The organism is Kosakonia arachidis, from assembly GCF_900116535.1.
GTDB classification, from domain to species: domain Bacteria; phylum Pseudomonadota; class Gammaproteobacteria; order Enterobacterales; family Enterobacteriaceae; genus Kosakonia; species Kosakonia arachidis.
On the sequence record NZ_FPAU01000001.1, the window covers coordinates 1632479 to 1658884 of the forward strand.

Here is a 26406-nt window from a genome sequence, read left to right on the forward strand (position 1 = left end):
GGAATAATGACCGAGATGCTTGTTCACAGAGACTGAATAGATGAGTGACACTCCTTCTTCCTGGACGCGGCGCTGGATAGCGCTGCTGCTGACTGGCCTACTTTCCGGCGTGTCAGGCATGCTGATTGCATTACTACTGCATGCAATCCAGCATCTGGTGTTTGGTTACAGCCAGCAATCACTGATTGGTGGTGCGCCGTTTCTGCGAGGCGTTACCGATGCCAGTAACCTGCGCCGTTTTGTCGCACTGACCGGTGCCGGTGTGATTGCTGGCTGTGGCTGGTGGTTGCTGGCGCGATACGGCAAGCCCCGGGTAAGCGTTACGGCAGCGCTTAGCGAAAATGGTCGTCAGATGCCCGGGAGCACCACAATCTGCCACGCCCTGTTACAGGTAGTGACGGTAGCGATGGGCTCGCCGCTGGGACGTGAAAGCGCACCGCGAGAAGTGGGCGCGCTGTTTGGCAGCAACATTGCCAGGCGTAGCGGCCTCAATGCGCGGGAAAGCCAGCTGGTGATCGCCTGTGGCGCAGGAGCCGGGTTGGCTGCAGTTTATAACGTTCCGCTGGCAGGTGCGATTTTCACGCTGGAAGTGTTGCTGGTTACTATCGCCTGGGATGCAGTGATCGCCGCAACGATCACCTCCGCGCTGGCGGCGTTTATCACCTCGCTGGTGCTCGGCAACGAACGTCAGTACCAATTTATTGCGCCTACAGCACCTGTGTCATTAATCGTTTGGGCGGTGCTCTCCGGCCCACTGCTCGGCTACGCCGCCAGCCAGTTTCGCCGTATGACGCGGCAAGCGCGCAACCAGGCGAAAAGCAACTGGCAGATGCCGCTGCTCTGTTTACTCGCCTTTGCCTGCCTGGGCTTATTCTCCATCTGGTTTCCGCAACTGCCGGGCAACGGCCGCGGACCAGTGCAGCTTAGTTTTGGCGGCGGTGTCACTCTGCCGCTGGCAGCCATGCTGATTGTCCTCAAAGTAGTGAGTATCTGGATGGTGCTACGCAGCGGAGCGGAGGGCGGCCTTCTGACGCCTGGTCTGGCGATTGGCGCACTGCTGGGCGCGCTGATGTTTCTGCTTGTAGGTCCCTTCTTCCCTGGCGGCAGTATGGCGGAATTTGCTCTCACTGGAGGCGCCGCGTTTCTGGCGTCATCCATGCAAATGCCACTGACCGCCATAGTCCTGCTGATGGAATTCACCGGCATGGACTTCAGCTTTTTTGTCCCTCTCACATTATGCGTGGCTGGCGCGTATATGACGTGCCGCTACGTGGAGAATTCAGGACTCCTGAACTGCCGGTAGAGTGATTAACTGCTGGCGCATCACAGACGCAGAAATAAACGGGGAAACTGGCCGCAAACGGGGGCCAGTTTCCAACGGCACTCAGAAACGATAACCTGCGGAGAACATAAATACCCACGGATCCAGGCGAGTACTGACACTCTGCTGAGCACCATTCGCTTTGAAACGCACATCCGTATCGATATCCAGATACCAGACCGACATATTGATTAACCAGTTGCGATTGATCAGATAGTCCAGCCCCACTTGCCCTGCCGCTCCCCAGGAGTCTTTCAGGCTCAAATCGGAAAGCCCTGCAGCTTTACCAGTATCGTTAAATTTTTCGTCAAAGAACGTGGTGTAGTTGATGCCCGCGCCAATGTATGGGCGGAATTTGCTTTTTGAGTCACCAAAGTACCACTGCGCCATCAATGTAGGCGGCAAATGATGCACGGTCGCGATATCGCCCGTAGGGCCGGTGCCTACGCGGTGGCGGAACGGTGTCGCAGCCAGTAGCTCAATACCCACATTGTCCGTTGCCATCCATGTCATCGTCACACCCAACTGGGTGTTATTGCTGACATCAAAACTGCCAAGACTACCCAGCACATTATCCGAACCTGCCGTTGGACGGACAGTAGCGGAACCGGCACGAATAAAGAATTCGCCCGCGTCATGCGCGTACGCACCGCCGGAAAGCGAACTCAGGACTAATGCTGCCACAGCTAATTTTTTCATATCCACTCCATGATTGAGGTTTTTATCGCGGCGTGAATATACCCACAATTAAGTACATAGTGATCCAACCCAGATCACACTTAGTTACGTAATTTAACATTCATTGATCTGAGATAATTTTCATCCTAATGCCAGCCCCTTAATTTTTGTATTTAAATCAATTTACACTTTTCAGACATAAAAAATTTTCCACCGCAGCCACCTTGTACACCAACAGGCGCAGAGATAATTTAGGGGCCTGACAATTCATCTTGATACGTAGTGAAGTACAGGTGTGCTATGAGTGATCTCAATCCGTGCATGTCGTGCGGAGCATGTTGTGCGTATTTTCGTGTTTCTTTTTACTGGGCTGAAGCGGATGACGCTGGCGGCTCTGTCCCGGCTCAACTTACTGAGCAACTGACCCCTTTGTTACGCTGTATGTGTGGTACCAATCAGAAACAGAGTCGCTGCGTGGCGCTGGAAGGTACCCCCGGCGAATCGGCCCGTTGCAGCATCTATGAAGGAAGGCCATCACCCTGCCGGGAGTTTGCGATGTCTGGGGAGAGTGGTGAAGTGAATGAAGCCTGTGATCGCGCCCGTGCGCGTTACGGATTAGCGCCTCTTTACAAAGATATGCTTTTCCATACAAGCCATGATGCTGCCACTGAGCCGTCATTCGGGGTACAATCGCCAACAATTTAATACTGCAATACTCAAGGAGAGTGCATGTCTATCACGGCGAAGTCCGTTTACCGTGACACGGGGAATTTTTTTCGTAATCAGTTGATTACCATTTTTCTGATTGCGCTGCTGTGCGCATTTATCACCGCAGTCATTGGGCACGTGTTTTCGCCCACTGACGAACAACTCTCTATTTTAACGCAAGGGGATAACCTGGCGAGCAGTGTCGGCTTGTTTGAACTGGTACAAAGCATGACGCCAGAGCAACAACAGGTATTGCTGCGTGCCTCGGCCGCATCGACGTTTTCCGGCCTTATCGGCAACGCGATTCTGGCAGGCGGCATCTTGCTGCTCATCCAGATGGTTTCAGCCGGTCAACGCGTCAGTGCGCTGCGTGCGATTGGTGCCAGCGCGCCGGTGTTACCAAGGCTGTTTTTATTGATCCTGTTGACCACTTTTATGGTGCAGATCGGCATCATGTTTATCATTGTTCCGGGCGTGATTCTGGCAATTCTGCTCGCTTTCGCTCCCGTAATGCTGATACAGGATAAAGCAGGGATTTTCGCCGCCATGCGCAGCAGTATGCGTCTGAGCTGGCGCAATATGCGGCTAGTGGCCCCGGCGGTCATAAGCTGGCTGCTGGCAAAAACAGTTTTGTTAATGTTCGCGCACAATTTCGCGGTTTTCACCCCGGAAGTAGGCGCAGTTATCGCGAATACACTCAGCAATTTGATCTCGGCGGCGCTGCTTATTTATCTGTTCCGCCTCTATATGCTGATGCGCTAATGATTGTTTCGGCAGCCCTGTCAGGGTTGCCCCTGTTTATGGAATCGTAGAATGAAGCAGTTTCTTGATTTTCTTCCGCTGGCGCTCTTTTTCGCCGTTTACAAGCTGTACGATATTTTCGCCGCGACGAAGGTATTGATTATCGCCTCGGCCATCGTGCTGATTTATTGCTGGATCCGTTACCGCAAAGTGGAAAAAGTGGCGTTGATCACGTTTGTGCTGGTCGCCGTGTTTGGCGGATTGACCATCAAATTCCACGATGTTGAGTTTATTAAGTGGAAAGTAACGGTGATTTATGGTCTTTTTGCCGTCGCGCTGTTGTTCAGTCAGTGGGTGCTGAAGAAAACGCTGATCCAGAGCATGCTCGGGAAAGAACTGACACTGCCTGCAGTCGTCTGGTCACGGCTGAACATCGCCTGGGCGCTATTCTTTATCGTGTGCGGATTGGCGAATATCTATATTGCTTTCTGGCTACCGTTTGATGTTTGGGTCAATTTCAAAGTGTTTGGCCTGACGATTCTGACGCTGGTGTATACCGTGCTCAGCGGTATTTACATCTACCGCCATATGCCGCAGCAGGATGATAACTCCTGAAAACTGAAGCCAGGCCAGCACCTGGCTTTTTTCTTCCCGAACGCCCCATATTCGTAGTAGCATCCCGCCATAAGTCCCTCATCACAGAAGAGATAATAATGAACACCATTCAGGAAACTCCTCAGGGAGAACTTGTTTTACGCACATTAGCAATGCCAGCGGATACCAATGCTAACGGAGATATCTTCGGCGGCTGGTTGATGTCACAAATGGATATGGGGGGCGCAATCCTGGCAAAAGAGATTGCGCACGGACGCGTGGTAACCGTACGGGTGGATGGCATGACCTTCCTGCGTCCGGTTGCCGTCGGCGATGTGGTGTGCTGCTATGCTCGCTGCATGAAACGCGGGAACACTTCCGTCAGCATCAATATAGAAGTGTGGGTGAAAAAAGTCTCTTCTGAGCCAATTGGCCAGCGCTACAAAGCCACCGAAGCATTGTTTATTTATGTCGCGGTTGATAAAGAAGGGAAACCTCGCGCGTTACCGCAGCAGTCATAAGAAAAGCCTCCTGACGGAGGCTTTTCTTATTCCATTGACGCTCCGCCGTTCAGGCGGAACACAACATTGACTATCAACCCTGAACCGGGTTTACCAGGTTCGTAGCGCCATTTCCGCATGGCCGCTTTCACTTCACGCTCGAACATATTTGCTGGCTGCGCAGACAAAACTTCAATATTCTCGACGCGACCATCTTCCGTGACGTCAAATTTCACCCGTACACGACCTTCAATACGCAGCGCCTGCGCACGCGCCGGATATTGCGGCTGGTTACGACTCAGCGCGCGCGGACCGACCGGCACGGATGGCGCTGGTGTGGAGGACGCCGAGGGTGCCGGATTAGCCACCGGGCGCGCTGGCGCGTTGTTGTCAAACGGTGATGCCGGTCGCGGTTGGGCCGGTTTTTCCTCTTGTTTGTGCTGCTCGACCTTTTTCTCCGGTTTTGGCTTAGGTTTTGGTTTTGGTTTTGGCTTTTCAATTACCACCGGAGCTTCTTTTGGCGGCTCCGCCACCGGTTCTGGTTCGGGCTCTGGCTCCGGTTCGACGACAGGTTGTGGCGATTGCACAACCTGCGGCGGTTCGAGTTCAGCCGGTGTTACCATCGTCACTGAGATAGGCTGTGCGGGTGCGGGCAATTCAACAACCTGATGTACCGATGTATAGAGCAGACCCGCCACAACGGCTCCGTGAATACCAACGGACAACAGCGTCGGCCAGGGAAAGCTGCGAGGTGAATCAAAGGTCATTGAAGTCATAATCGTGTCAGTTAAAAAACCAGGGGTCAATTTTAAATGCAAATAACAATCATATTCAACAAGCCATCGCATTCATTGTCCATTTTCTCTCTTTACCGTGTAAAAAAGTTTCATTCTTTGCACGGATATTAATGTCAGAGCATCTTTGCATTGCAGTTGCATTCCCTTTCACATACGGTATGCCTTTCTGATAAGTAAGGAGCTCTTCCCGTGCTTTACGTTATTTTTGCTGAAGATGTTGCTGACTCGCTTGAGAAACGTTTATCAGTGCGCCCTGCCCACCTGGCGCGACTGCAACTGCTGCATGATGAAGGCCGTTTACTAACGGCTGGCCCGATGCCAGCGGTGGACAGCAACGACCCTGGTGTCGCAGGTTTTACCGGTTCAACGGTGATCGCAGAGTTTGAATCGCTGGAAACGGCAAAAGCCTGGGCGGAGGCAGATCCTTATGTTGCCGCTGGCGTGTATCAGAACGTTATCATTAAGCCGTTCAAGAAGGTTTTTTAACGTTTAAGCACCGCCGAAGATGGCAGGCCTTTTGCCTTTCGGTCAATGGCTACCGCGTTGTCGTTCCTGGTGGAACTTCCACGTCAAGTTCCTTGGTGATGCGGTTAGGCAGAGCGCGGCGAATCATCTTAATCGCCCAGAACCAGAAACTATTCCCGGCATCCGGTTACGGAGAATAGAAAAATGCCAGCGTGGAGTATTCGCGCTGGCTGCAATAATTAATGGGCTACACTTCTGGAAAAAAGATTAATGATAACCACGCCGGCGATAATCATCCCCATACCCAATATTGCCGGAAGATCCAGTTTCTGGCCGTGAACCAGCCAGCCAACAATCCCAATCAATACAATCCCGGCACCAGACCAGATGGCATAAATAATTCCGGTTGGGATGGTGCGCATCGGAATCGTCAGACACCAGAATGCGATGCAATAACCCACAATGCTAATGATACTGGGCAGCAGCCGGGTAAAGCTGTCTGACGATTTCAGTGCAGTCGTGGCAATGACTTCAAAAACAATGGCGATAGCAAGAAAAATGAGTGCGTCTTTATTCATTTTGCATTTTTGTCCAACTTATATCCGTTAACGTTTGCTAATGGCCTGGCGGGTGGCAAAAGGAGGAACACCATTCCGGTGCTGCAATCCATCCAGCGTATAACCTTTTCTTTACGACCGCGGGCACCTTATCGGTGCCCGGGTATCAAAGATCGTAAATGGCGAACAACAACACATTACGATGGCGATTTACACCGCATTTTCTGATGGCGTGGATGCGCATATTGCGGCGTGATTGCGCTTCCAGCCAGCGGGCTTTTCGGCGACTCATCTGCCGAAGCATACGCCAGCGCCCCACTTCCGTTCGACTACGCTTCATTTTTACAACTCTGAACAAAACAGAGAGGCCATTATAGTCCGTCGTTTTTCCCAGGCCAGTGCTTTTCCGCGTTTTTATTTGCCAGATGAATGCGGATGCGTAAACTCATGAGATGTGGTTTTTAAAAGGATTTTTATCTATGTCCGCTTTTTACACCCTAATGAGTTGGCTGATCGTCTTAGGTTACTGGCTACTGATTGCTGGTGTAACCCTGCGTATTTTAATGAAACGGCGGGCGGTAACATCGGCGATGGCCTGGCTGTTAATTATTTATATTCTGCCACTGGTAGGGATTATCGCCTATCTCTCGCTGGGCGAACTGCATCTCGGTAAACGCCGAGCCGAACGCGCGCGCGCCATGTGGCCTTCTACCGCAAAATGGCTCAACGATTTAAAAAACTTTAAACGCATCTTCGCACAGGAGAACAGCAGCGTTGCTTCATCGTTATTTAAATTATGCGAACGGCGCCAGGGCATCGCTGGCGTAAAAGGCAACCAGTTGCAACTGCTGACCTCCAGCGATGATGTGATGCAGGCGCTGATCCGCGATATTCAGCTCGCCAGACACAATATTGAGATGGTGTTCTACATCTGGCAACCCGGCGGAATGGCCGATCAGGTGGCGGAATCACTAATGGCTTCAGCGCGACGCGGCGTGCATTGCCGTCTGTTACTCGACTCTGCGGGTAGCGTGGCATTCTTCCGTAGCCCCTGGGCCGCGATGATGCGCAATGCGGGCATTGAGGTGGTCGAGGCGCTAAAAGTGAATCTGATGCGCGTTTTTTTACGTCGCATGGATTTACGCCAGCACCGCAAGATTGTGCTAATCGATAACTATATTGCCTACACTGGCAGTATGAATATGGTCGACCCACGCTTCTTCAAACAGGATGCCGGTGTCGGCCAGTGGGTCGATTTGATGGCGCGTATGGAAGGTCCAGTAGCCACGGCGATGGGCATCGTCTACTCCTGCGACTGGGAAATTGAGACCGGCAAGCGCATTCTGCCACCATCGCCTGACACCAATATTATGCCGTTTGAAGAAGCTAGCGGGCATACGATTCACACGATTGCCTCGGGGCCGGGGTTTCCCGAGGATTTGATTCACCAGGCATTGCTAACCGCCGTCTACGCCTCACGTGAATATCTGATCATGACCACGCCCTATTTCGTACCCAGTGACGACTTACTGCACGCTATTTGCACAGCAGCGCAGCGCGGTGTCGACGTTAGCATTATTCTGCCGCGCAAAAACGACTCGGTGCTGGTCGGTTGGGCCAGCCGCGCCTTCTTCACTGAGTTGCTGGCAGCCGGGGTGAAGATTTATCAGTTTGAAGGTGGTCTGTTGCACACCAAAAGTGTACTGGTTGATGGCGAATTGAGCCTTATTGGCACCGTGAACCTCGATATGCGTAGTTTGTGGCTGAATTTTGAGATCACGCTGGTTATTGATGATGCCGGTTTTGGCGGCGATCTGGCAGCGGTACAGGACGATTACATCTCCCGTTCCCGGTTGCTTGATGCGCGCTTGTGGGTAAAACGACCATTCTGGCACCGGATTGCTGAACGACTGTTTTACTTCTTTAGTCCGTTGCTGTAAAACGTGCCCAACAGACATGAAGAGGTAAATCATGGAAATGGATCTGAACAACCGCCTGACCGAAGACGAAACGCTCGAACAGGCTTATGACATCTTTCTCGAACTGGCGGCGGACAACCTTGACCCGGCGGACATCATTCTTTTCAACCTGCAATTTGAAGAGCGTGGTGGCGCAGAGCTGTTTGATCCAGGCGAGGATTGGGCGGAGCATGTCGATTACGATTTAAACCCGGACTTCTTCGCTGAAGTGGTGATCGGGCTGGCAGACACTGACGGCGGCGAACTCAATGACATCTTCGCGCGCGTTTTGCTGTGCCGCGAGAAAGATCATAAACTTTGCCATATTCTGTGGCGCGAATAAGCTACCGTGGAAGTTAAAGGGCTGACAAATGTCAGCCCTTTTTTATGCATCGCTTATAACGGGTCGACTTTCAGGCATGAGACCGCATGGCGGAAACTGCCCTCCAGTACCGGGCGCGTCTGCGCGCATTCCGGCCCGGCAATCGGGCAGCGGGTTCGGAAGACGCAACCTGACGGTGGGTTAATCGGCGACGGTAAATCCCCTTCCAGCAACTGGATAGTTTTATTCCTTTCCAAATCCGGGTCGGGAACCGGCACGGCCGACATCAGCGCTTTGGTGTAAGGGTGTAGCGGGTTCTGATACACCTCATCGTACGTGCCTAACTCAACGGCGTGCCCGAGGTACATCACCAGCACGCGATCGGAAATGTGCTTCACAACGGCCAGGTCATGGGCGATAAAGATCAGTGACAACCCCATTTCACGTTGCAGTTGTTGCAGCAAGTTCACCACCTGCGCCTGAATCGACACATCCAGTGCAGATACAGGCTCGTCGCAGATAATCAGCTTAGGTTCAAGGATCAGCGCACGGGCAATACCAATACGCTGACACTGACCGCCGGAAAACTCGTGCGGGTAACGGTTGATCAGGTTCGGCAACAAACCGACCTTCATCATCATCGTCTTCACGCGATCGCGCACTTCCTGACGCGTCATTTTCGGGTGATAGGTGCGCAACGGCTCGGCAATGATTTCCCCGATAGTCATACGCGGGTTCAGTGACGCCAGTGGATCCTGGAAAATCATCTGGATATCGCTGCGCACATCGCGCCACTCTTCCGGTTTCATGCCCAGCAGATCTTTACCTAGCCAGGCGACTTTACCGTCGGTGGCTTTTACCAGACCGATAATCGCGCGGGCAAACGTCGATTTACCGCAGCCGGACTCGCCTACCACACCGAGGGTTTCCCCTTCGTACAGACGCAGGGTGACGCCATCAACCGCTTTCAGGGTTTTTGCTGGTTGCCAGAACCACTGTTTGCCGTCTTTGATATCGAAATGCACCTTCAGATCGGCGATTTCCAGCAGCACTTTTCTCTCTTCGGTTATCGCGTTCATACCAGCTCCTCCACCGATTTAAAGCAGGCACGCAGGCGGCCCGGGGCAAACTGCTCCAGCGGTGGAGCACTGTTACAGATTTCCATCGCGTGCGGGCAACGCGGTTGGAACGGACAGCCTTTCGGCAGACGCAGTAAGTTCGGCGGGTTGCCCGGAATGGTCAACAGCGCTTCACCTTCCGCATCCAGACGCGGCACAGCATTTAACAAGCCGATGGAGTAAGGATGAGATGGCTGATAGAACACATCACGCGCGTTGCCATATTCCATGGTGCGCCCGGCATACATCACCAGCACTTTGTCACAAATCCCGGCAACCACGCCGAGATCATGAGTGATCATGATAATCGCCGTGTTGAATTCACGTTTCAGTTCATTCAGCAAGGTCATGATCTGCGCCTGCACGGTCACATCCAGCGCAGTGGTCGGCTCGTCGGCAATCAGCAGTTTCGGCCGACACATTAGAGCCATCGCGATCATCACGCGCTGACGCATACCACCGGAGAACTCATGCGGATACATGCGCATGCGCTTACGCGCTTCCGGCATTTTCACCGCATCAAGCATTTTAACGGATTCTTCAAACGCTTCCGCTTTGCCCATGCCTTTGTGCAACATCAGGACTTCCATTAACTGCTCGCCAACCCGCATATACGGGTTCAACGAGGTCATAGGATCCTGGAAAATCATGGAGATCTGCTCGGCGCGCAGTTTGTTCAACGCCTGCTCCGGCAAATTGAGGATCTCTTTGCCGTTAAAGGTCGCAGAACCACCAATGCGGCCATTAGTCGCCAGCAGCCCCATCAGCGCAAATGCGGTCTGCGATTTTCCAGAACCGGACTCACCTACGATACCCAGTGTTTCACCCGCACGCAGCGAGAAATTGAGATCGTTAACCGCCGTGACATCGCCATCCGGCGTCTGGAAAGTGACTCGTAAGTCTTTGACATCCAGCAGAAGGTTCGATTGCTGCCGCGTCGTGGACGCTAATGAGGTTTCAATAATGCTCATGACAGCACTCCTTAACGATCTTTCGGGTCGAGGGCATCACGCAGGCCATCGCCGATAAAGTTAAAACAGAACAGGGTGACAACGAGGAAACCCGCAGGGAACAGCAGTAGCCATGGAGACACTTCCATTGAGTTGGCGCCATCGCTTAACAACGCCCCCCAACTACTCAGTGGCTCCTGCGTACCCAGCCCAAGGAAGCTGAGGAAGGACTCAAACAGTATCATGCTCGGCACCAGCAGCGACGCGTAGACCACCACCACGCCCAGCACGTTCGGTACGATGTGGCGCACCACGATATTCGCCGTGGAAACCCCGCCAACCTGCGCCGCTTCGATAAACTCCTTACGCTTCAGGCTTAAGGTTTGTCCACGAACGATACGCGCCATATCCAGCCAGGAGACCATGCCGATCGCCACAAAAATGAGCAGAATATTTTGCCCAAAAAAGGTCACCAGCAGGATAACGAAGAACATAAACGGGAAGGAGTTAAGGATTTCCAGCAGACGCATCATCACGGAATCGGTCTTACCGCCGAGGTAGCCGGAAAGCGATCCATATAGCGTACCGACCACGACTGCCACCAATGCCGCAGCAATACCGACCATCAGCGAGATACGTCCGCCGATCGCCACACGCACCAGCAGATCGCGCCCGGAGGAGTCGGTACCAAAATAGTGGCCAGTCTGCATATCCGGCTGGCTCGACATCATGCCCCAGTCGGTATCGAAGTAGGTGAATTGTGAAAGCATTGGTGCCAGTATCACAAACAGTGCGATCAACAAAAGCACAACCAGGCTGGCGACTGCCGCACGGTTATGAATAAAGCGGCGACGCGCATCCTGCCAAAGGCTACGTCCTTCGACTTCGAGTTTCTCACTGAAGTTTTCCAGCGCCTCGCTGTTTTTCTTACTTAACATCATGGCGAACTCCAGCGTTAATAACGGATCTTCGGATCGATAACGGCATACAGCACATCAACGATCGCATTAAAGATAATAGTCAGTGTCCCGACAAGAATAGTCAGGCTCAGCACCAATGAATAGTCACGGTTCAGCGCACCGTTTACAAACAGCTGGCCGATACCTGGCAGACCATAAATGGTCTCGATGACCATTGAACCGGTAATAATGCCGACAAACGCAGGCCCCATATAAGAGAGTACTGGCAGCAGCGCAGGCTTCAGCGCGTGGCGGAAGATAATGCGGCGCATCGGCAGACCTTTCGCCCGCGCGGTACGAATAAAGTTTGAGTGTAATACCTCAATCATTGAACCGCGCGTAATACGCGCGATGCTGGCGATATAGGCCAGAGAGAGCGCAACCATCGGCAGAATCATGAATTTCAGTGCACCGCCATTCCAGCCACCGGCGGGCAGCCATTTCAATATAATGGCGAAGATCATCACTAATAATGGTGCGACAACAAAACTCGGGATCACCACCCCGGTCATTGCCAACCCCATCACCGTGTAGTCCCATTTCGTGTTCTGGTTTAACGCGGCAACAACGCCTGCGGTAACACCAAAAACAATGGCGAGAATAAAGGCGGCCGCCCCTAATTTCGCTGAAACCGGGAAACTGGCCGCAACCAGATCGTTCACAGTGTAATCTTTGTATTTAAATGACGGTCCGAAATCAAAATGCGCCAACTGTTTCAGATAGCTGAAGTACTGCGTAGTGATCGGATCGTTTAAATGGTATTTCGCTTCAATATTCGCCATCACTTCTGGCGCAAGCGCACGTTCACCGGTAAAAGGACTACCCGGCGCAAGGCGCATCATAAAGAACGAAATCGTGATAAGGATGAAAAGTGTTGGAATCGCTTCAAGACAGCGACGTAGGATAAATTTCAACATTGCCCGTACCTTCTGGCCTGTGCCTTTTACACATTCGCTTCCAGACGGCAATTCAGCCATCCGTGCATGATGTGTATTCTGTTGCGTAAAAAATAAGACACTGTGAGGCAGGTCACCCTGCCCCACTCATTGCCATTAATGCTTGATAATATATAAGTTTTTAACGTAGATATTATCCATCGGGTCTTTACCAGTGTAGCCGCCAACCCAGGTTTTCACCAGGCGGGCGTTCACGTAGTAGTACACCGGAACGATCGCCGAGTCTTTATCCAACTGCTGTTCAGCTTTGGAGTAAAGCTCAGTACGTTGCGCTTCGTCTGTGACTTTCAGCGTGTCGCCAATCAGCTTGTCAAACGCCGCACTCTTATAGTGTGCAGTGTTGTTAGAGCTGTCGGACAGCATGGTATTCAGGAAGGAGGTCGGCTCGTTGTAATCCGCACACCAGCCAGCACGTGCCACATCAAATGTACCCTGATGACGCGTGTCGAGGAATGTTTTCCACTCCTGGTTTTCCAGCGTTACGTTAGCGCCAAGGTTTTTCTTCCAGATAGAAGCCACAGCGATCGCCAGTTTTTTATGCAGATCAGACGTGTTGTACAGCAGGCTGAAAGAGAGCGGTTTGTCAGCAGTATAACCCGCTTCGGCAAGCAGTTTTTTCGCTTCAGCGTTACGCTGTTCCTGGGTCATTTTGAACCAGGCCGGTTCTGTCAGTTTTGCACCATCGGTATACGGCGGCGTATAGCTGTATGCTGGCAGATCGCCCTGGTTTTTCACTTTATTGACGATGATGTCGCGATCCAACGCCAGTTTCAGGGCGGTACGAACTCGAACGTCAGTGAATGGCGCTTTTTGGTTGTTGATTTCGTAATAATAAGTACACAGGTACGGATCGACATGTACTTCTTTAGGAATCTCTTTTTTCAGCTTCTGGAACAGTTCAATCGGCATATTGTTGTAAGTCATGTCGATTTCGCCGCTGCGATAGCGGTTAACGTCTGTCACTTCAGAAGAGATCGGCAGATAGGTGACCTGGTTGATAACCGTTTTAGCGTTATCCCAATAGTTGGTGTTACGTTCAAGAACGATACGTTCGTTGACCACCCAATCTTTCAGTTTGTAAGCACCGTTGGTGACAATATTGGCAGGCTGAGTCCACTTTTCACCGAATTTCTCAATAGCGGCTTTAGGCACAGCGGAAACTGACGGGTGAACCAGCAGTTTGTAGAAATAAGGAACCGGCTCGCTAAGCGTCACTTCAAACGTGTTGTCATCGATAGCTTTTACGCCGAGATCGGTGACTGGTTTTTTACCGGCGATAATATCGTCGATATTAGCGATATGCCCGTATTGCAGGTAGCTCGCATACGGAGAAGCCGTTTTCGGATCCGCCAGACGCTGCCAGCTGTAGACGAAATCATGCGCCGTTACCGGCGTACCGTCGGACCATTTTGCGTTTTTGCGCAGATGGAAGGTCCAGACTTTAAAATCTTTGTTTTCCCACTTCTCTGCAACACCGGCGGTCGGGTGGCCTTCAACATCAGAAATCAGCAAACCTTCGAACAGATCGCGGCTGATGTTGGATTCAGGAACACCTTCAATTTTATGGGGATCAAGAGATTGCACTTCAGAACCGTTATTACGGACCAGCGTTTGATTATCCGCCAGTTGGACACCTGCCGGAACGTCGGCAGCCATTGCCGCGTTGCCGGTAATTAGCGCAGCCAAAATTCCGGCTGCTACCAGACTTTTCTTTGTGATGATGGACATTGTGTTGATACTCCACTCATTATAATTACTGACGTTGAGGTCAGCGTGTTTATCCCCTGTGGGGGCCTGAAGAGCGCAGGAGCTTTTTGGCGCTATCAGACATCTTTTTTACTGCTGCTATCACCGACTTTTTTTATTACGGATCGCTCAAAAGGCAATCTTACGTCGATTCGGTAAACTGCCTCCCCTGTCGAGGCAGCTCTGAACGTAGCGATAGTCGTTATATGAAAACGATTCTCATCTATGTTGTTTAACTTGCAAATTATAAGGAGCTAAATATAAGGGCGGAAAATATCAAATGCCTCACTCTGCCGCCAATACAATTTGCAAATTTGTTAACCATTTCTCTTTTGCGACGCAGCATAAACTACGAAGCGCTGCATACACAGCCTCCTTTTGAGTTTTTTATCTCTTTAAATCAAGAAGATAAGATAGCATTACTACCATGTAATGCTTTTTTGCAGATGCCGCATTATTTTGCACAAATAATCAACAATTGACTACTTTTTAGCACATTCATCTACAGGAAGTCTGAAAGTACTAATATCATTTCGATAATGTCACGGCAAGCCCAATAGTATGGTGTGAAAGAAATAACAGCCTCAATTGCACGAAATATGCGCAGGATTGATTCGCATTACTTATAATTTACTGATTGGGAACAGATTTTCTGATGAGTGTAAATTATTATATTTCGCGCCGCTTTGCGCATTCTTCATATCTTTTACTAATTTTTGACTTTCCCTGGCAGGTTCGTAACGGCTGAATTTACTGTCATGTAAAGGAAGAAATAACAAGCTCAGCCGTACTTAATACAGAGGTGAATCAGTTCAGCAAGCCGGGGAACAAGGATCGTATTCCGCCGACAATAAATTCGATACCTAACGCCATCAGTAATAACCCCATAATACGTGTGATAACGTTGATGCCCGTTTGCCCCAGTAAACGCACTAACCATGGTGCGATGCGGAACAATCCCCACGAACAGAAAGCAAACAGCGCAATCGCCACAGTAAAGCCGATTAAATGCACCAGACTATGATAGCGCGTTCCCCATACAATCGTGGAGCTAATGGCTCCTGGCCCCGCCATCAAAGGTAATGCCAGCGGTACCACGCCGATACTTTCGCGAATCGCGGTTTCTGATTTCTCTTGTTTATTCTGTTTATCCTCACCGAGTTTGCCGCTGATCATCGACATGGCAATGGTGACAACCAGAATACCGCCAGCAATGCGAAACGAATCAATCGAGATGCCAAAGAGCTGCAAAATACCATTACCAAGAAATAAAGAAATCCACAGGATAATTGCCACTGAGACGTTTGCAGTAAGGTTGGTTTTATTTCGTGCTCCAGCCATCTGGTAACTGGTCATACTGATAAAAACCGGAATGATGCCGACCGGGTTTACCAGCGCAAAAAGGCCAATAAAAAATTTAAAATAAAGAGGTAAATCTATCATTGTTTGCACTGCGTTAGCTCCGTAATGTCACCCTAATATCAACTATATCGGCGTGGCAGAAAAATCCATGCAGAAGATACGCGTTTTCATGCCGCTGTCCATTAAGATTTGCAGAAAAATCATGCAATACAGCGCGTTACTAATTTGTTGTAAATGTGATAATCTTACGGTGCGCCTGGCCAAATGCTATTAACATTTGATACAACCCCCCAAAAATGGCCTGCTGAAAGGTGTCAGCCTGTCTTAAACTTGACACAGATCACGCATTACTTACTCAGAAGTAGGTAATCTTGAAGCCACGAAAAGAGAGCAAAATCGTCAATAAATGCGACTTTTTTGTTAAGGCTCTTTCAGTAAACCAGTAGTATTGGGTTGGCGTTAAATCTCTGTTTTTACGAACTTTATGCAACCCTCAACCGGACTGTCTATAATTTCACCACGGACAGATGGTTTACTAAAAGAGTTTAACATTATCAGGAGAGCATTATGGCTGTTACTAATGTCGCTGAACTTAACGCACTCGTTGAACGTGTGAAGAAAGCCCAGCGTGAATATGCCAACTTTACTCAAGAGCAAGTAGATAAAATCTTCCGTGCCGCCGCACTGGCAGCCGCAGATGCTCGAATCCCCCTCGCGAAAATGGCCGTTGCCGAATCCGGTATGGGGATCGTTGAAGATAAAGTGATTAAAAACCACTTCGCTTCTGAGTATATCTATAACGCCTATAAAGATGAGAAAACCTGTGGTGTGCTGTCTGAAGATGATACCTTCGGCACCATCACCATCGCGGAACCTATTGGCATCATCTGTGGTATCGTTCCTACCACTAACCCAACGTCTACTGCTATCTTCAAATCGCTGATTAGCCTGAAGACCCGTAACGCAATTATCTTCTCCCCACATCCTCGCGCTAAAGATGCCACTAACAAAGCCGCAGACATCGTTCTGCAAGCTGCGATTGCCGCTGGCGCACCGAAAGATTTAATCGGCTGGATTGACCAACCGTCCGTGGAATTATCCAACGCATTGATGCACCACCCTGACATTAACCTGATTCTGGCTACCGGTGGCCCAGGTATGGTTAAAGCGGCATACAGTTCCGGTAAACCAGCAATTGGTGTAGGCGCTGGTAATACACCAGTTGTTATCGACGAAACAGCCGATATCAAACGTGCCGTCGCATCGGTATTGATGTCCAAAACCTTCGATAACGGCGTGATTTGCGCATCTGAACAGTCTGTCGTTGTTGTCGATTCTGCGTATGACGCCGTTCGTGAACGTTTCGCCAGCCATGGCGGCTACATGCTGCAGGGCAAAGAGCTGAAAGCCGTTCAGGACATTATCCTGAAAAATGGCGCACTGAACGCCGCTATCGTTGGTCAGCCAGCCTATAAAATTGCTGAGCTTGCAGGCTTCACCGTTCCTGCCACGACCAAGATCCTGATTGGTGAAGTGAAAGTGGTTGATGAAAGTGAACCATTTGCACATGAAAAACTCTCCCCGACGCTGGCAATGTACCGTGCGAAAGACTTCGAAGACGCGGTAGAAAAAGCGGAGAAATTGGTCGCCATGGGTGGTATCGGCCATACCTCCTGCCTGTACACCGACCAGGATAACCAGCCGGATCGTGTCGCCTTCTTCGGTCAGAAGATGAAAACCGCACGTATCCTGATCAACACCCCGGCATCACAGGGTGGTATCGGTGATCTGTATAACTTTAAACTCGCGCCTTCCCTGACTCTGGGTTGTGGTTCCTGGGGTGGTAACTCCATCTCCGAAAACGTTGGTCCGAAACACCTGATCAACAAGAAAACCGTTGCTAAGCGAGCTGAAAACATGTTGTGGCATAAACTTCCGAAATCTATCTACTTCCGCCGTGGCTCCCTGCCAATCGCGCTGGATGAAGTGATTACTGATGGTCACAAACGCGCGCTTATCGTGACCGACCGTTTCCTCTTCAACAATGGCTACGCAGACCAGATTACCTCTGTGCTGAAAGCTGCTGGTGTGGAAACTGAAGTGTTCTTCGAAGTTGAAGCTGACCCGACACTGACCATCGTGCGTAAAGGTGCAGAACTAGCTAACTCCTTCAAACCGGACATTATCATCGCACTTGGTGGTGGTTCCCCGATGGACGCCGCGAAAATCATGTGGGTTATGTATGAACACCCGGAAACCCATTTCGAAGAGCTGGCACTGCGCTTTATGGACATCCGTAAACGTATCTACAAGTTCCCGAAAATGGGCGTGAAAGCGAAAATGGTCGCTATCACCACGACTTCCGGTACCGGTTCTGAAGTGACACCGTTTGCTGTGGTGACCGATGATGCAACAGGTCAGAAATACCCGCTGGCGGATTATGCACTGACTCCGGATATGGCGATTGTTGATGCCAACCTCGTAATGGAAATGCCGAAATCGTTGTGTGCTTTCGGTGGTCTGGACGCGGTGACTCACGCACTGGAAGCTTATGTTTCTGTACTGGCATCAGAATTCTCTGATGGTCAGGCGCTGCAAGCGCTGAAACTGTTGAAAGAAAACCTGCCAGCGTCTTACAACGAGGGTTCTAAAAACCCGGTAGCGCGTGAACGCGTTCACAGTGCAGCGACCATCGCAGGTATCGCGTTTGCAAACGCCTTCCTCGGTGTGTGTCACTCAATGGCGCACAAACTGGGCTCACAGTTCCATATTCCACACGGTCTGGCTAACGCTCTGTTGATCTGTAACGTTATCCGCTACAACGCAAATGACAACCCGACCAAGCAGACGGCTTTCAGCCAGTACGATCGCCCGCAGGCGCGTCGCCGCTATGCTGAGATCGCCGATCACCTGGGCCTGAGTGCTCCTGGCGACCGTACCGCAGCGAAAATTGAAAAACTGCTGGTGTGGCTGGAAAGCATTAAAGCTGAACTGGGTATTCCGAAATCTATCCGCGAAGCGGGTGTGCAGGAAGCCGATTTCCTTGCGAACGTGGATAAACTGTCTGAAGATGCATTTGATGACCAGTGCACCGGCGCAAACCCGCGTTACCCGTTGATCTCTGAATTGAAACAAATCCTGCTGGATACGTTCTATGGTCGCGAGTACAAAGAAGGTGATGTGGCATCAGCGAAAGTTGAAGCAGTAGTACCACCAGCGTTAAAAGCAGATAAAAAAGCGAAGAAAACCGCTTAATTATCTTAGCTGATAAAAAAACCGTTTCGGCTAATGCCGGTCACTTAAGGTGACCGGCATTGTTTTTAAAAGGTATTCGGTTTTTTGCCTCACTTCTTTTTCATACTTCCACTCCTGTCCCGGCGGTAGTGCCAGCATCGCAGCATTGCTGCGGTATTGCTAAAGAAGTGCATTAGATGTAGGGGGACAACATCCGGTGATGACCAGGACAGCCCGATTAACAGCCGCAGTATCTCTGCCACCGAGCCGATAATGCGCAGTTGACACGGCAGGCAGTCACCAGGTTGTACGTCAGCAGTATCCACACACTTCCTTTCTGACCATTTCCGATAATTGACTTCTCAGCGTCCAGCGGTCGCCGCACAGAAACTGCTTTACCTCCCCCCCGTTATGTTTCCCACGGGTATTTATACCGTTCTGCTCTGTCTGCTGCCGGATGGTATATCGGGCGTTCGCCAGACCATGGATTCAAGGGGAACTTACGCAGCCTCACCGTATCCGTGAGGGTAAAGGCCTGCTGAATAAGGTCGGGGGAAAGAGATCAGACAGATCTCTAAACTTCATCGGATGCGGTAAGATTAATAATGCCGGGGACGTGTGAAAATTCCATGTAAAAAGGGAGCCATTATATGCAATGGCTCCCTTTTAAATGAGCCGCCGTATTGGTCAACCGATCCTTAAATGATCGGCATTACCCGCTTTGGCGGTTTTTTATATCTAACATGAAACTTAACAATCGGATGTTGTTCCGCGTATACGCTGCAGTATCGCTGTTAACGAACCTTCGGCAAGGGCTTCCTTGTAGTGTTTACGACAGACGGAGACATAGCGCTCATTACCGCCTATTACCACCTGCTCCCCTTCATTGTAGGGCCGTCCAGCCTGATCCAGGCGCAGTACCATGCTGGCTTTACGTCCGCAGAAACAGATGGTTTTCAGTTCGACCAGTTTATCTGACCACGCGAGTAAATATTGGCTCCCAACGAACAGCTCGCCGCGAAAATCAGTACGCAGCCCATAGCACAGCACTGGAATATCAAGTTGGTCAACAACTTCAGACAATGCATAGACCTGCTCACGTGTTAAAAACTGGCTCTCGTCCACCAGCACGCAATGCACCGCTTTACGCGCATGTTCAGCTTTTATCTCTTCGAATAATGCAGTGTGTTGATTAAACAAACGTGCGGGTGAGGATAATCCAATACGTGAACTTACCTTCCCTGCTCCGAAGCGATCGTCAATTTCAGCAGTGTACACTACCGAACGCATACCGCGTTCCTGATAATTGTACGAAGACTGTAGTAACGCTGTAGATTTCCCCGCATTCATTGCTGAATAGTAGAAATAAAGCTGTGCCATTGCGTGCAAAACCCCGATCAAAGTGTGTTATTCCGACAGAGATTGTACCATATTTTATCCGGCTAACCCGGAGCCAGCGCTGATCCTGAGTAAATCGAGCCCGGTTATGGACCCATAGATATAAGGCAACTTTACGCAACGGTTTGTTACTGCCAAAGAAACAGCAATTAGAAACCGGACCGTATACATACTCTTTTTAATCAGAGCATTCTGAGCTTATGGATCGAAACTTATTAATAACTTAGAAGTAAAAAACCATCTGATGTCGTAATACACGAGGCTGTTATTTATCCATTGTGCCTATAACCCTTTCTGGATTAATCGAAAGCATATGTGATCATGACGGTGAAGTTTGTCGTTGGTATAAGCGCTGTTTTGTGCGACTCTTCAAGCTAAATTTAAGTTAGCGATATTTAAAAACCATCGAAATAAATGGGTATTTTGAATTCCTTACATTCTCAGCTATTGCACTGGTCAAATTAACGCTCTATTATTAGCCCGACAAACCACCCCAATATAAGTTTGAGATTACTACAATGAGCGAAGCACTTAAAATTCTGAACAACATCCGTACTCTTCGTGCGCAGGCAAGAGAATGCACTCTGGAAACGCTCGAAGAAATGCTGGAAAAATTAGAAGTTGTGGTAAATGAGCGTCGCGAGGAAGAAAGTGCCGCCGCAGCTGAAGTTGAAGAGCGTACGCGTAAACTGCAGCAATATCGTGACATGCTGATGGCTGACGGTATTGACCCGAATGAATTGCTGAATAGCCTTTCAGCTGCCAAATCCAGCACAAAAGCTAAACGCGCAGTACGTCCGGCTAAATATAGCTACGTTGATGAAAACGGCGAAACTAAAACCTGGACTGGTCAAGGTCGTACTCCTGCCGTTATCAAAAAAGCAATGGACGAACAAGGCAAACAGCTCGAAGATTTCTTGATCAACGAGTAATCTCGCCTGCATCAAAAAAATCCCGCCACCTGCGGGATTTTTTTTGATGAAACACACAATATCTTCACAAATATAGTGTATTACCATCCCCGCTCATACTTATCGTTTGCCTTTTGTTGAAATTCTCAGCATCACATTATTCTTTTTGTGCGCTTTGTTCTTATGAGAAGAAGTTAACAGATGTTTCATCCGGAAACACAAAAATAAAAAAAAGGCCGGAGATAATCAGTGGATTGCACTATTGTCTCCCGCCTTATTTGCGCAACGATTAGAAGATTATGCTTTTCTGATGCCCACAGTATCTTCCAGCCAGGTTTTAAATTCTGCGCCCAGAGAACTGTGACGGAGACCGTATTCTACGAACGCCTGCATATATCCCAGCTTATTACCACAATCATGGCTTTTGCCTTTCATATGATAAGCTTCAACCGTTTCTTTTTCGATTAGCATATCAATCGCATCGGTAAGCTGAATCTCATCGCCCGCTCCCGGAGGCGTTTTAGCCAACAGCGGCCAAATCTGTTCGCTCAGCACATAACGGCCTACCACGGCCAGATTAGAGGGTGCAACGTCGGCTTTCGGTTTTTCCACCACGCCAACCATCGGCACACTGTCGCCTGGATTTAATGTTGCACCTTTGCAGTCAACGACACCGTAGGCTGTCACATCGGCAACCGGCTCAACCATAATCTGGCTGGCACCCGTTTCGTCAAAACGTTTAATCATTTCAGCCAGGTTATCCTGGGAAAGATCGGATTCAAATTCATCCAGAATTACGTCCGGAAGAATTACCGCAACAGGCTCATTGCCAACCACCGGATGTGCGCACAGCACCGCGTGTCCAAGCCCTTTCGCCAGCCCCTGACGAACCTGCATAATAGTTACATGCGGTGGACAGATGGACTGAACTTCTTCCAGCAACTGACGCTTAACACGTTTTTCCAGCATTGCTTCCAGTTCGAAACTGGTATCGAAATGGTTTTCAATCGAGTTTTTGGATGAATGTGTGACCAGAACGATTTCCGTAATACCTGCAGCGATACATTCATTAACGACATACTGAATTAATGGCTTATCAACCAGCGGCAACATTTCTTTAGGAATCGCCTTGGTCGCTGGTAACATCCTGGTTCCCAATCCCGCTACCGGGATTACTGCTTTAGTCACTTTCGAATTTATTGCAGCCATTGAAATCTCCTGGACTGTTCAAACTATGAACATGTTCATGAATTAACTCGCGCCTGAGTATATCAGCACCCACCCATCAACCAGGTCTGAAAAGGACGCGCTTACATCTAATTAGGACAAATACGCATATTCTGCGGCGATAGTACCACCCGTTTAATCCGACGGGTAAATGTATCTGCAATGGATGACGCGATCGCTCATTCTGCGCTCAACATTAAGCGCAGCTTTCCTCCAGCGCCCCACACCTGACATTGCCAGGAATCGCAGCGCTGGCTCACCTGATTAAGATAAGCATTACCCAGTGTGCCAAGCGGAACACCGTTGCTAATTTGAATGTGGTGATCGCCAGTATTTAACGATGCATGAAGCCCGGCAGAAACTAATATCAGGTTTTTAAGCTCGCTGTGGTAATAGCCCACCAGCAACGGAAACTGCCCCGGCAAATTCGCATGGCGCAAAAGTTGATTCACCTGTTTAAGTAACGCACCCATTTCGGGCAAACGCTGACGCTGATGCGACAGTTGCTCCTGTAACAGGCCATTAAATAACGCCCGCAATAATAGCGCAGCCAGTACGCCGTTATTCCCCGCACAGGTAACATCCAGACAGTAAAAAGCGAGATCCTGTGAGGAAATAGGCGCAATATCCAGAACCAGACCGGGATTTTCCACGGAAACTAATTGGCGATAATTTACCCGGCACCCGGAAAGCACTTGCTGTACCGGCGGCTGAAGTTCCTGCAACAGATTGGCAGCAGCCTGCGGATTACCTACCAGCGCATCCCAGTCCTGGAACAGACGTTCCTCTTCTTCGACGCGCGAGTTAAACATGTTGGGGTAAATGCAGGCAAAGATAGTTTCTTTAAGGCGGTTGAAATCCTTCACCGGTTTTAGCACCACGTCCTGTACACCAAGACGCAGCGCTTTAGCGATATCAGCCATATTTTCTGTTGCGGAGATCACCAGTACCGGTGTCTGATTGCCCTGATTACGTAGCGATTCGATCAACATCAGACCATTCATCCGCGGCATAGCAAGATCGCAAATCATCAAATCAGGCTTACTTGTCGTCATCAACTCCAGCGCATCCACGCCATCAGCAGCAAGCAGCGTCATCGCGCCTAATGACAGGAGCCATGAATCCAACAGTGAGCGGAAAACGGGCTCGTCTTCAACGATCACTATTTGTTTTCCGGTTAACGGCTGCGTCATCTTTTCTCCCCTGCCTGAAGATAGACTAATAGTGGCATGCTTAGCCAGGAATCGCCTGTCAGAATTTGCTGAACTCTTGTAAAAATAGTCACATTGATGTCCGCACCAGAGGAATCAATTCATCGATTTTCTTTTCAACCGCCAACTGACCGGCTGCAATGGCAGCATCCGCACGGTGAAAGTCTAGCGTCGATATTTGCGGGCAAACAGGCTGTAGCAATATATCAGGGGGATCGCCTGCCATGCGGTTGCGCTTAAGCCGGTTCTCCAGCACCTGGATCGAAGTACTCATGATCTCCATCGCGGTTGGTGCTACGGGACGTTTAGGCGTAATGCGGCCCAGCCGCGCGCGCAGACGCACATGCCACGCTACTGTCTCTCCGATGGTGCCGTCTTCTGCTTCGTTTTGCGTGAGATTTAATGACATGAGATCCTGTTGCATCAAATGCGCATCATGCTGTAAATCAACAGCAATCACGACATCCGCACCTAACGCACGGGTCAATGAAATGGGAACCGGGTTAACGACCGCGCCATCAACCAGCCAGTAGCCATTGTGCGCAACCGGAGACATAAGGCCAGGCATACTACAGGAAGCGCGTACTGCATGGTGTAGATTGCCACTGGTGAACCAGAGTTCACGTCCGGTACTCAGGTTAGTCGCTACTGCGCCAAATCGCTTTTCACACTGGCTGAATTCAGTAAACGGTAAAATCTGGCGATATTGATTGAACACGCGTTCCCCACGGAGCAAACCACCGCGCTGCCATGAGACATCCATCAACCGTAGCACATCCCAGTAGCTAAAGGCGCGCACCCACGATTCGAGCGCCGACAGTCGTCTGCAGGAATACGCCGCACCCACCAGAGATCCGATGGAACACCCAGCCACAATATCGATCTCAATGCCGGCACGCTCCAGGGCATTAATTACACCAATATGCGACCAGCCCCGGGCTGCTCCTGAACCGAGCGCCAGACCTATTTTTACCTTTCTCATTACGCTTGTTCTACTTCCCCCGGCTTACTGTAGCCACAACGCTACGGCTCAGTTAACATATCGCTACCCTGGCGCAAACGCGCCGCTTTTATAGTTCCTGGAATGCTATTTTGTCTCAATCTTGCCCATGCGGTAGCGCTCTCGATTATAGCCTATGTTGTCAGCCTTATCTGTCTGGTACGCAGGTTGCGCCAGATCCGTCACGCCTGATGCGCTCGCGTTACACCGCTTTTGTTTTCCATCAGACCGACTATTTGATCAAAACCTGGCATCCCTCATGCGAGGCTGATGCATTCCGCCAGCAAATTGAAGCCGGTTTTGCCGATACACATTGGCTGGGCCTGACGGTATTTGAGCATGCTGATGGCGATAGTGACAACGAAGGCTATGTCAGTTTTGTGGCACGCTTTCAGGAAAAGGGTAAGAACGGCGCAATAATCGAACGTTCCCGATTCTTAAAGGAGAGCGGCCAGTGGTATTATATCGATGGTACGCGTCCTCAGTTTGGCCGTAACGATCCCTGCCCTTGCGGATCAGGTAAAAAATTTAAAAAGTGCTGCGGGCAATAAGCCGGGCATCACCTCATAGCAAACATTATCAACAGGATTTACCCGGCAATGCATTCATTACAACGTAAAATTTTGCGCACCATTTGCCCTGACCAGAAAGGCCTTATCGCGCGAATCACCAACATTTGTTACAAGCACGAACTGAACATTGTGCAGAACAATGAATTTGTTGATCATCGCACCGGACGCTTTTTTATGCGTACCGAACTGGAAGGTATTTTTAACGATGCAACGCTGTTGGCCGATCTTGATAGCGCGCTACCGGAAGGCTCCATTCGCGAGCTGAACCCAGCGGGTCGTCGCCGCGTGGTAATTCTGGTGACAAAAGAAGCACATTGCCTCGGCGATCTGCTAATGAAGGCCAACTATGGTGGGTTGGATGTGGAGATTGCCGCCGTTATTGGTAACCATGATACGCTGCGTTCCCTGGTTGAGCGCTTCGATATTCCGTTCGAACTGGTAAGCCATGAAGGACTGACCCGTGAAGCACACGATGCACTGATGGTCCAGGCGATTGAAGCCCACCAACCCGATTACGTGGTGCTGGCGAAATACATGCGTGTGTTGACTCCGGAATTTGTTTCCCACTTCCCGAATAAAATCATCAATATTCACCACTCATTCCTGCCCGCTTTTATCGGTGCCCGTCCTTATCATCAGGCTTATGAGCGCGGCGTGAAGATCATCGGGGCAACTGCACACTATGTGAACGACAATCTGGACGAAGGTCCCATCATTATGCAGGACGTCATTCATGTGGATCACACCTATGCAGCAGAAGATATGATGCGCGCCGGTCGTGATGTCGAGAAAAATGTCCTGAGCCGTGCGCTGTATCAGGTGCTGGCGCAACGCGTATTTGTATACGGTAACCGGACGATTATTCTTTAATCATAAATAAAATGAATTGCCTGAGTTTACGCCATTACGTGCAAAAAGCAGGCAGCCGATTCAGTTTTGGTATTTCAACGCTTTACAGCGGCGTGTCATTTGATATGATGCGCCGCGCTTCCCGAGATGGAAGCGGGCCAGTACCAAACTAGCTTTACCCCGTGGTGGGGTTCCCGAGCGGCCAAAGGGAGCAGACTGTAAATCTGCCGTCATCGACTTCGAAGGTTCGAATCCTTCCCCCACCACCATCT

General features: G+C 50.2%; 26 protein-coding genes, 1 tRNA gene and 1 pseudogene. 13 read left to right on the plus strand and 15 right to left on the minus strand.

Translation table 11 applies throughout. From position 1 onward, the window contains the following. The first annotated feature begins 40 nt into the window (after positions 1 to 40). On the plus strand, positions 41 to 1303 hold the full coding sequence (locus BM427_RS07890) for a chloride channel protein (protein ID WP_167518506.1): 1263 nt from the start codon (positions 41 to 43) through the stop codon (positions 1301 to 1303). A gap of 81 nt (positions 1304 to 1384) precedes the next feature. On the opposite strand, the gene ompW is transcribed toward BM427_RS07890, so the two are convergent. Then, positions 1385 to 2020 carry an outer membrane protein OmpW gene (gene ompW, locus BM427_RS07895; protein WP_090120588.1) on the minus strand — a complete coding sequence of 212 codons (636 nt, stop codon included), beginning with the start codon at positions 2018 to 2020 and terminating at the stop codon, positions 1385 to 1387. A gap of 279 nt (positions 2021 to 2299) precedes the next feature. On the opposite strand from ompW, the gene BM427_RS07900 reads away from it, so the two are divergent. The 4 genes from BM427_RS07900 (at position 2300) to yciA (ending at position 4563) form a co-directional block, all read left to right on the plus strand. Then, positions 2300 to 2704, plus strand: coding sequence for a YkgJ family cysteine cluster protein (locus BM427_RS07900; RefSeq protein WP_090120589.1), 405 nt, complete (start codon positions 2300 to 2302; stop codon positions 2702 to 2704). Positions 2705 to 2728: 24 nt separating this feature from the next. Beyond that, positions 2729 to 3469, plus strand: a complete 741-nt coding sequence (locus BM427_RS07905; protein ID WP_090120591.1) for a YciC family protein — start codon at positions 2729 to 2731, stop codon at positions 3467 to 3469. A 51-nt stretch (positions 3470 to 3520) separates the two neighbouring features. After that, positions 3521 to 4063, plus strand: coding sequence for a septation protein A (locus BM427_RS07910; protein WP_090120592.1), 543 nt, complete (start codon positions 3521 to 3523; stop codon positions 4061 to 4063). 98 nt (positions 4064 to 4161) lie between these two features. Further along, positions 4162 to 4563: an acyl-CoA thioester hydrolase YciA gene (gene yciA / locus BM427_RS07915; protein WP_090120594.1), complete on the plus strand. Its 402-nt coding sequence runs from the start codon at positions 4162 to 4164 to the stop codon at positions 4561 to 4563. 26 nt (positions 4564 to 4589) lie between these two features. On the opposite strand, the gene tonB is transcribed toward yciA, so the two are convergent. Then, entirely contained in the window at positions 4590 to 5309 is a 720-nt protein-coding gene (gene tonB, locus BM427_RS07920) for a TonB system transport protein TonB (protein ID WP_167518575.1), read from the minus strand. A gap of 219 nt (positions 5310 to 5528) precedes the next feature. On the opposite strand from tonB, the gene BM427_RS07925 reads away from it, so the two are divergent. Then, positions 5529 to 5825 carry a YciI family protein gene (locus tag BM427_RS07925; RefSeq protein WP_090120596.1) on the plus strand — a complete coding sequence of 99 codons (297 nt, stop codon included), beginning with the start codon at positions 5529 to 5531 and terminating at the stop codon, positions 5823 to 5825. Positions 5826 to 6043: 218 nt separating this feature from the next. Here BM427_RS07925 and BM427_RS07930 read toward each other — a convergent pair whose 3' ends face one another. Further along, the gene (locus tag BM427_RS07930; RefSeq protein WP_090120598.1) at positions 6044 to 6382 is read right to left on the minus strand and encodes an SMR family transporter; all 339 of its coding nucleotides are present in this window, start codon (positions 6380 to 6382) and stop codon (positions 6044 to 6046) included. A 145-nt stretch (positions 6383 to 6527) separates the two neighbouring features. Next, positions 6528 to 6701 (minus strand): YciY family protein, encoded by a 174-nt coding sequence (locus tag BM427_RS07935; protein ID WP_017457170.1) that lies wholly within the window; start codon positions 6699 to 6701, stop codon positions 6528 to 6530. A 139-nt stretch (positions 6702 to 6840) separates the two neighbouring features. Between BM427_RS07935 and cls the strand changes: the two genes are divergently transcribed. Both cls and BM427_RS07945 read left to right on the plus strand, forming a co-directional pair. Further along, positions 6841 to 8301 carry a cardiolipin synthase gene (gene cls, locus BM427_RS07940; RefSeq protein ID WP_090120599.1) on the plus strand — a complete coding sequence of 487 codons (1461 nt, stop codon included), beginning with the start codon at positions 6841 to 6843 and terminating at the stop codon, positions 8299 to 8301. Positions 8302 to 8332: 31 nt separating this feature from the next. After that, positions 8333 to 8662 carry an HI1450 family dsDNA-mimic protein gene (locus BM427_RS07945; RefSeq protein ID WP_007371902.1) on the plus strand — a complete coding sequence of 110 codons (330 nt, stop codon included), beginning with the start codon at positions 8333 to 8335 and terminating at the stop codon, positions 8660 to 8662. A gap of 53 nt (positions 8663 to 8715) precedes the next feature. Here BM427_RS07945 and oppF read toward each other — a convergent pair whose 3' ends face one another. From oppF to BM427_RS07975, 6 genes are all read right to left on the minus strand, one after another. Beyond that, positions 8716 to 9720 carry a murein tripeptide/oligopeptide ABC transporter ATP-binding protein OppF gene (gene oppF, locus BM427_RS07950; RefSeq protein WP_090120600.1) on the minus strand — a complete coding sequence of 335 codons (1005 nt, stop codon included), beginning with the start codon at positions 9718 to 9720 and terminating at the stop codon, positions 8716 to 8718. Next, complete coding sequence (locus BM427_RS07955; RefSeq protein ID WP_090120602.1) at positions 9717 to 10730, minus strand: ABC transporter ATP-binding protein; 1014 nt, start codon at positions 10728 to 10730, stop codon at positions 9717 to 9719. The genes oppF and BM427_RS07955 overlap by 4 nt, the downstream gene beginning before the upstream one ends. A gap of 11 nt (positions 10731 to 10741) precedes the next feature. Continuing rightward, the gene (oppC, locus tag BM427_RS07960) at positions 10742 to 11650 is read right to left on the minus strand and encodes an oligopeptide ABC transporter permease OppC (protein ID WP_090120603.1); all 909 of its coding nucleotides are present in this window, start codon (positions 11648 to 11650) and stop codon (positions 10742 to 10744) included. A gap of 14 nt (positions 11651 to 11664) precedes the next feature. Then, positions 11665 to 12585 carry an oligopeptide ABC transporter permease OppB gene (oppB, locus tag BM427_RS07965; RefSeq protein WP_090120605.1) on the minus strand — a complete coding sequence of 307 codons (921 nt, stop codon included), beginning with the start codon at positions 12583 to 12585 and terminating at the stop codon, positions 11665 to 11667. A gap of 135 nt (positions 12586 to 12720) precedes the next feature. Then, complete coding sequence (oppA, locus tag BM427_RS07970) at positions 12721 to 14352, minus strand: oligopeptide ABC transporter substrate-binding protein OppA (protein ID WP_090120606.1); 1632 nt, start codon at positions 14350 to 14352, stop codon at positions 12721 to 12723. Positions 14353 to 15177: 825 nt separating this feature from the next. After that, positions 15178 to 15813, minus strand: coding sequence for a YchE family NAAT transporter (locus BM427_RS07975; protein WP_090120607.1), 636 nt, complete (start codon positions 15811 to 15813; stop codon positions 15178 to 15180). 486 nt (positions 15814 to 16299) lie between these two features. Here BM427_RS07975 and adhE point away from each other — a divergent pair, with 486 nt between their 5' ends. After that, positions 16300 to 18987 carry a bifunctional acetaldehyde-CoA/alcohol dehydrogenase gene (gene adhE, locus BM427_RS07980; RefSeq protein ID WP_090120609.1) on the plus strand — a complete coding sequence of 896 codons (2688 nt, stop codon included), beginning with the start codon at positions 16300 to 16302 and terminating at the stop codon, positions 18985 to 18987. Positions 18988 to 19442: 455 nt separating this feature from the next. Here the strand turns inward: adhE and BM427_RS26465 are convergent. Next, positions 19443 to 19597: pseudogene (locus BM427_RS26465) on the minus strand (IS4 family transposase); the annotation flags it as partial. A 119-nt stretch (positions 19598 to 19716) separates the two neighbouring features. Then, entirely contained in the window at positions 19717 to 20346 is a 630-nt protein-coding gene (gene tdk, locus BM427_RS07990) for a thymidine kinase (protein WP_090120610.1), read from the minus strand. A 536-nt stretch (positions 20347 to 20882) separates the two neighbouring features. Here tdk and hns point away from each other — a divergent pair. After that, positions 20883 to 21296 (plus strand): histone-like nucleoid-structuring protein H-NS, encoded by a 414-nt coding sequence (gene hns / locus BM427_RS07995; RefSeq protein ID WP_090120611.1) that lies wholly within the window; start codon positions 20883 to 20885, stop codon positions 21294 to 21296. A 276-nt stretch (positions 21297 to 21572) separates the two neighbouring features. Here hns and galU read toward each other — a convergent pair whose 3' ends face one another. From galU to rssA, 3 genes are all read right to left on the minus strand, one after another. Further along, positions 21573 to 22484 carry a UTP--glucose-1-phosphate uridylyltransferase GalU gene (galU, locus tag BM427_RS08000; protein ID WP_090120613.1) on the minus strand — a complete coding sequence of 304 codons (912 nt, stop codon included), beginning with the start codon at positions 22482 to 22484 and terminating at the stop codon, positions 21573 to 21575. 197 nt (positions 22485 to 22681) lie between these two features. After that, a complete protein-coding gene (gene rssB, locus BM427_RS08005) occupies positions 22682 to 23695 on the minus strand; it encodes a two-component system response regulator RssB (RefSeq protein WP_090120614.1) in 1014 nt (337 codons plus the stop codon). An 88-nt stretch (positions 23696 to 23783) separates the two neighbouring features. Beyond that, on the minus strand, positions 23784 to 24695 hold the full coding sequence (rssA, locus tag BM427_RS08010; protein WP_090120616.1) for a patatin-like phospholipase RssA: 912 nt from the start codon (positions 24693 to 24695) through the stop codon (positions 23784 to 23786). Positions 24696 to 24805: 110 nt separating this feature from the next. On the opposite strand from rssA, the gene BM427_RS08015 reads away from it, so the two are divergent. The 3 genes from BM427_RS08015 to BM427_RS08025 all read left to right on the plus strand — a co-directional run bounded on the left by BM427_RS08015 (position 24806) and on the right by BM427_RS08025 (position 26403). Further along, positions 24806 to 25264 (plus strand): YchJ family protein, encoded by a 459-nt coding sequence (locus BM427_RS08015; RefSeq protein ID WP_090120617.1) that lies wholly within the window; start codon positions 24806 to 24808, stop codon positions 25262 to 25264. 48 nt (positions 25265 to 25312) lie between these two features. Continuing rightward, entirely contained in the window at positions 25313 to 26155 is an 843-nt protein-coding gene (gene purU / locus BM427_RS08020; protein WP_090120618.1) for a formyltetrahydrofolate deformylase, read from the plus strand. A 163-nt stretch (positions 26156 to 26318) separates the two neighbouring features. Beyond that, positions 26319 to 26403, plus strand: a tRNA-Tyr gene (locus tag BM427_RS08025). The last annotated feature ends 3 nt before the right edge of the window (positions 26404 to 26406 follow it).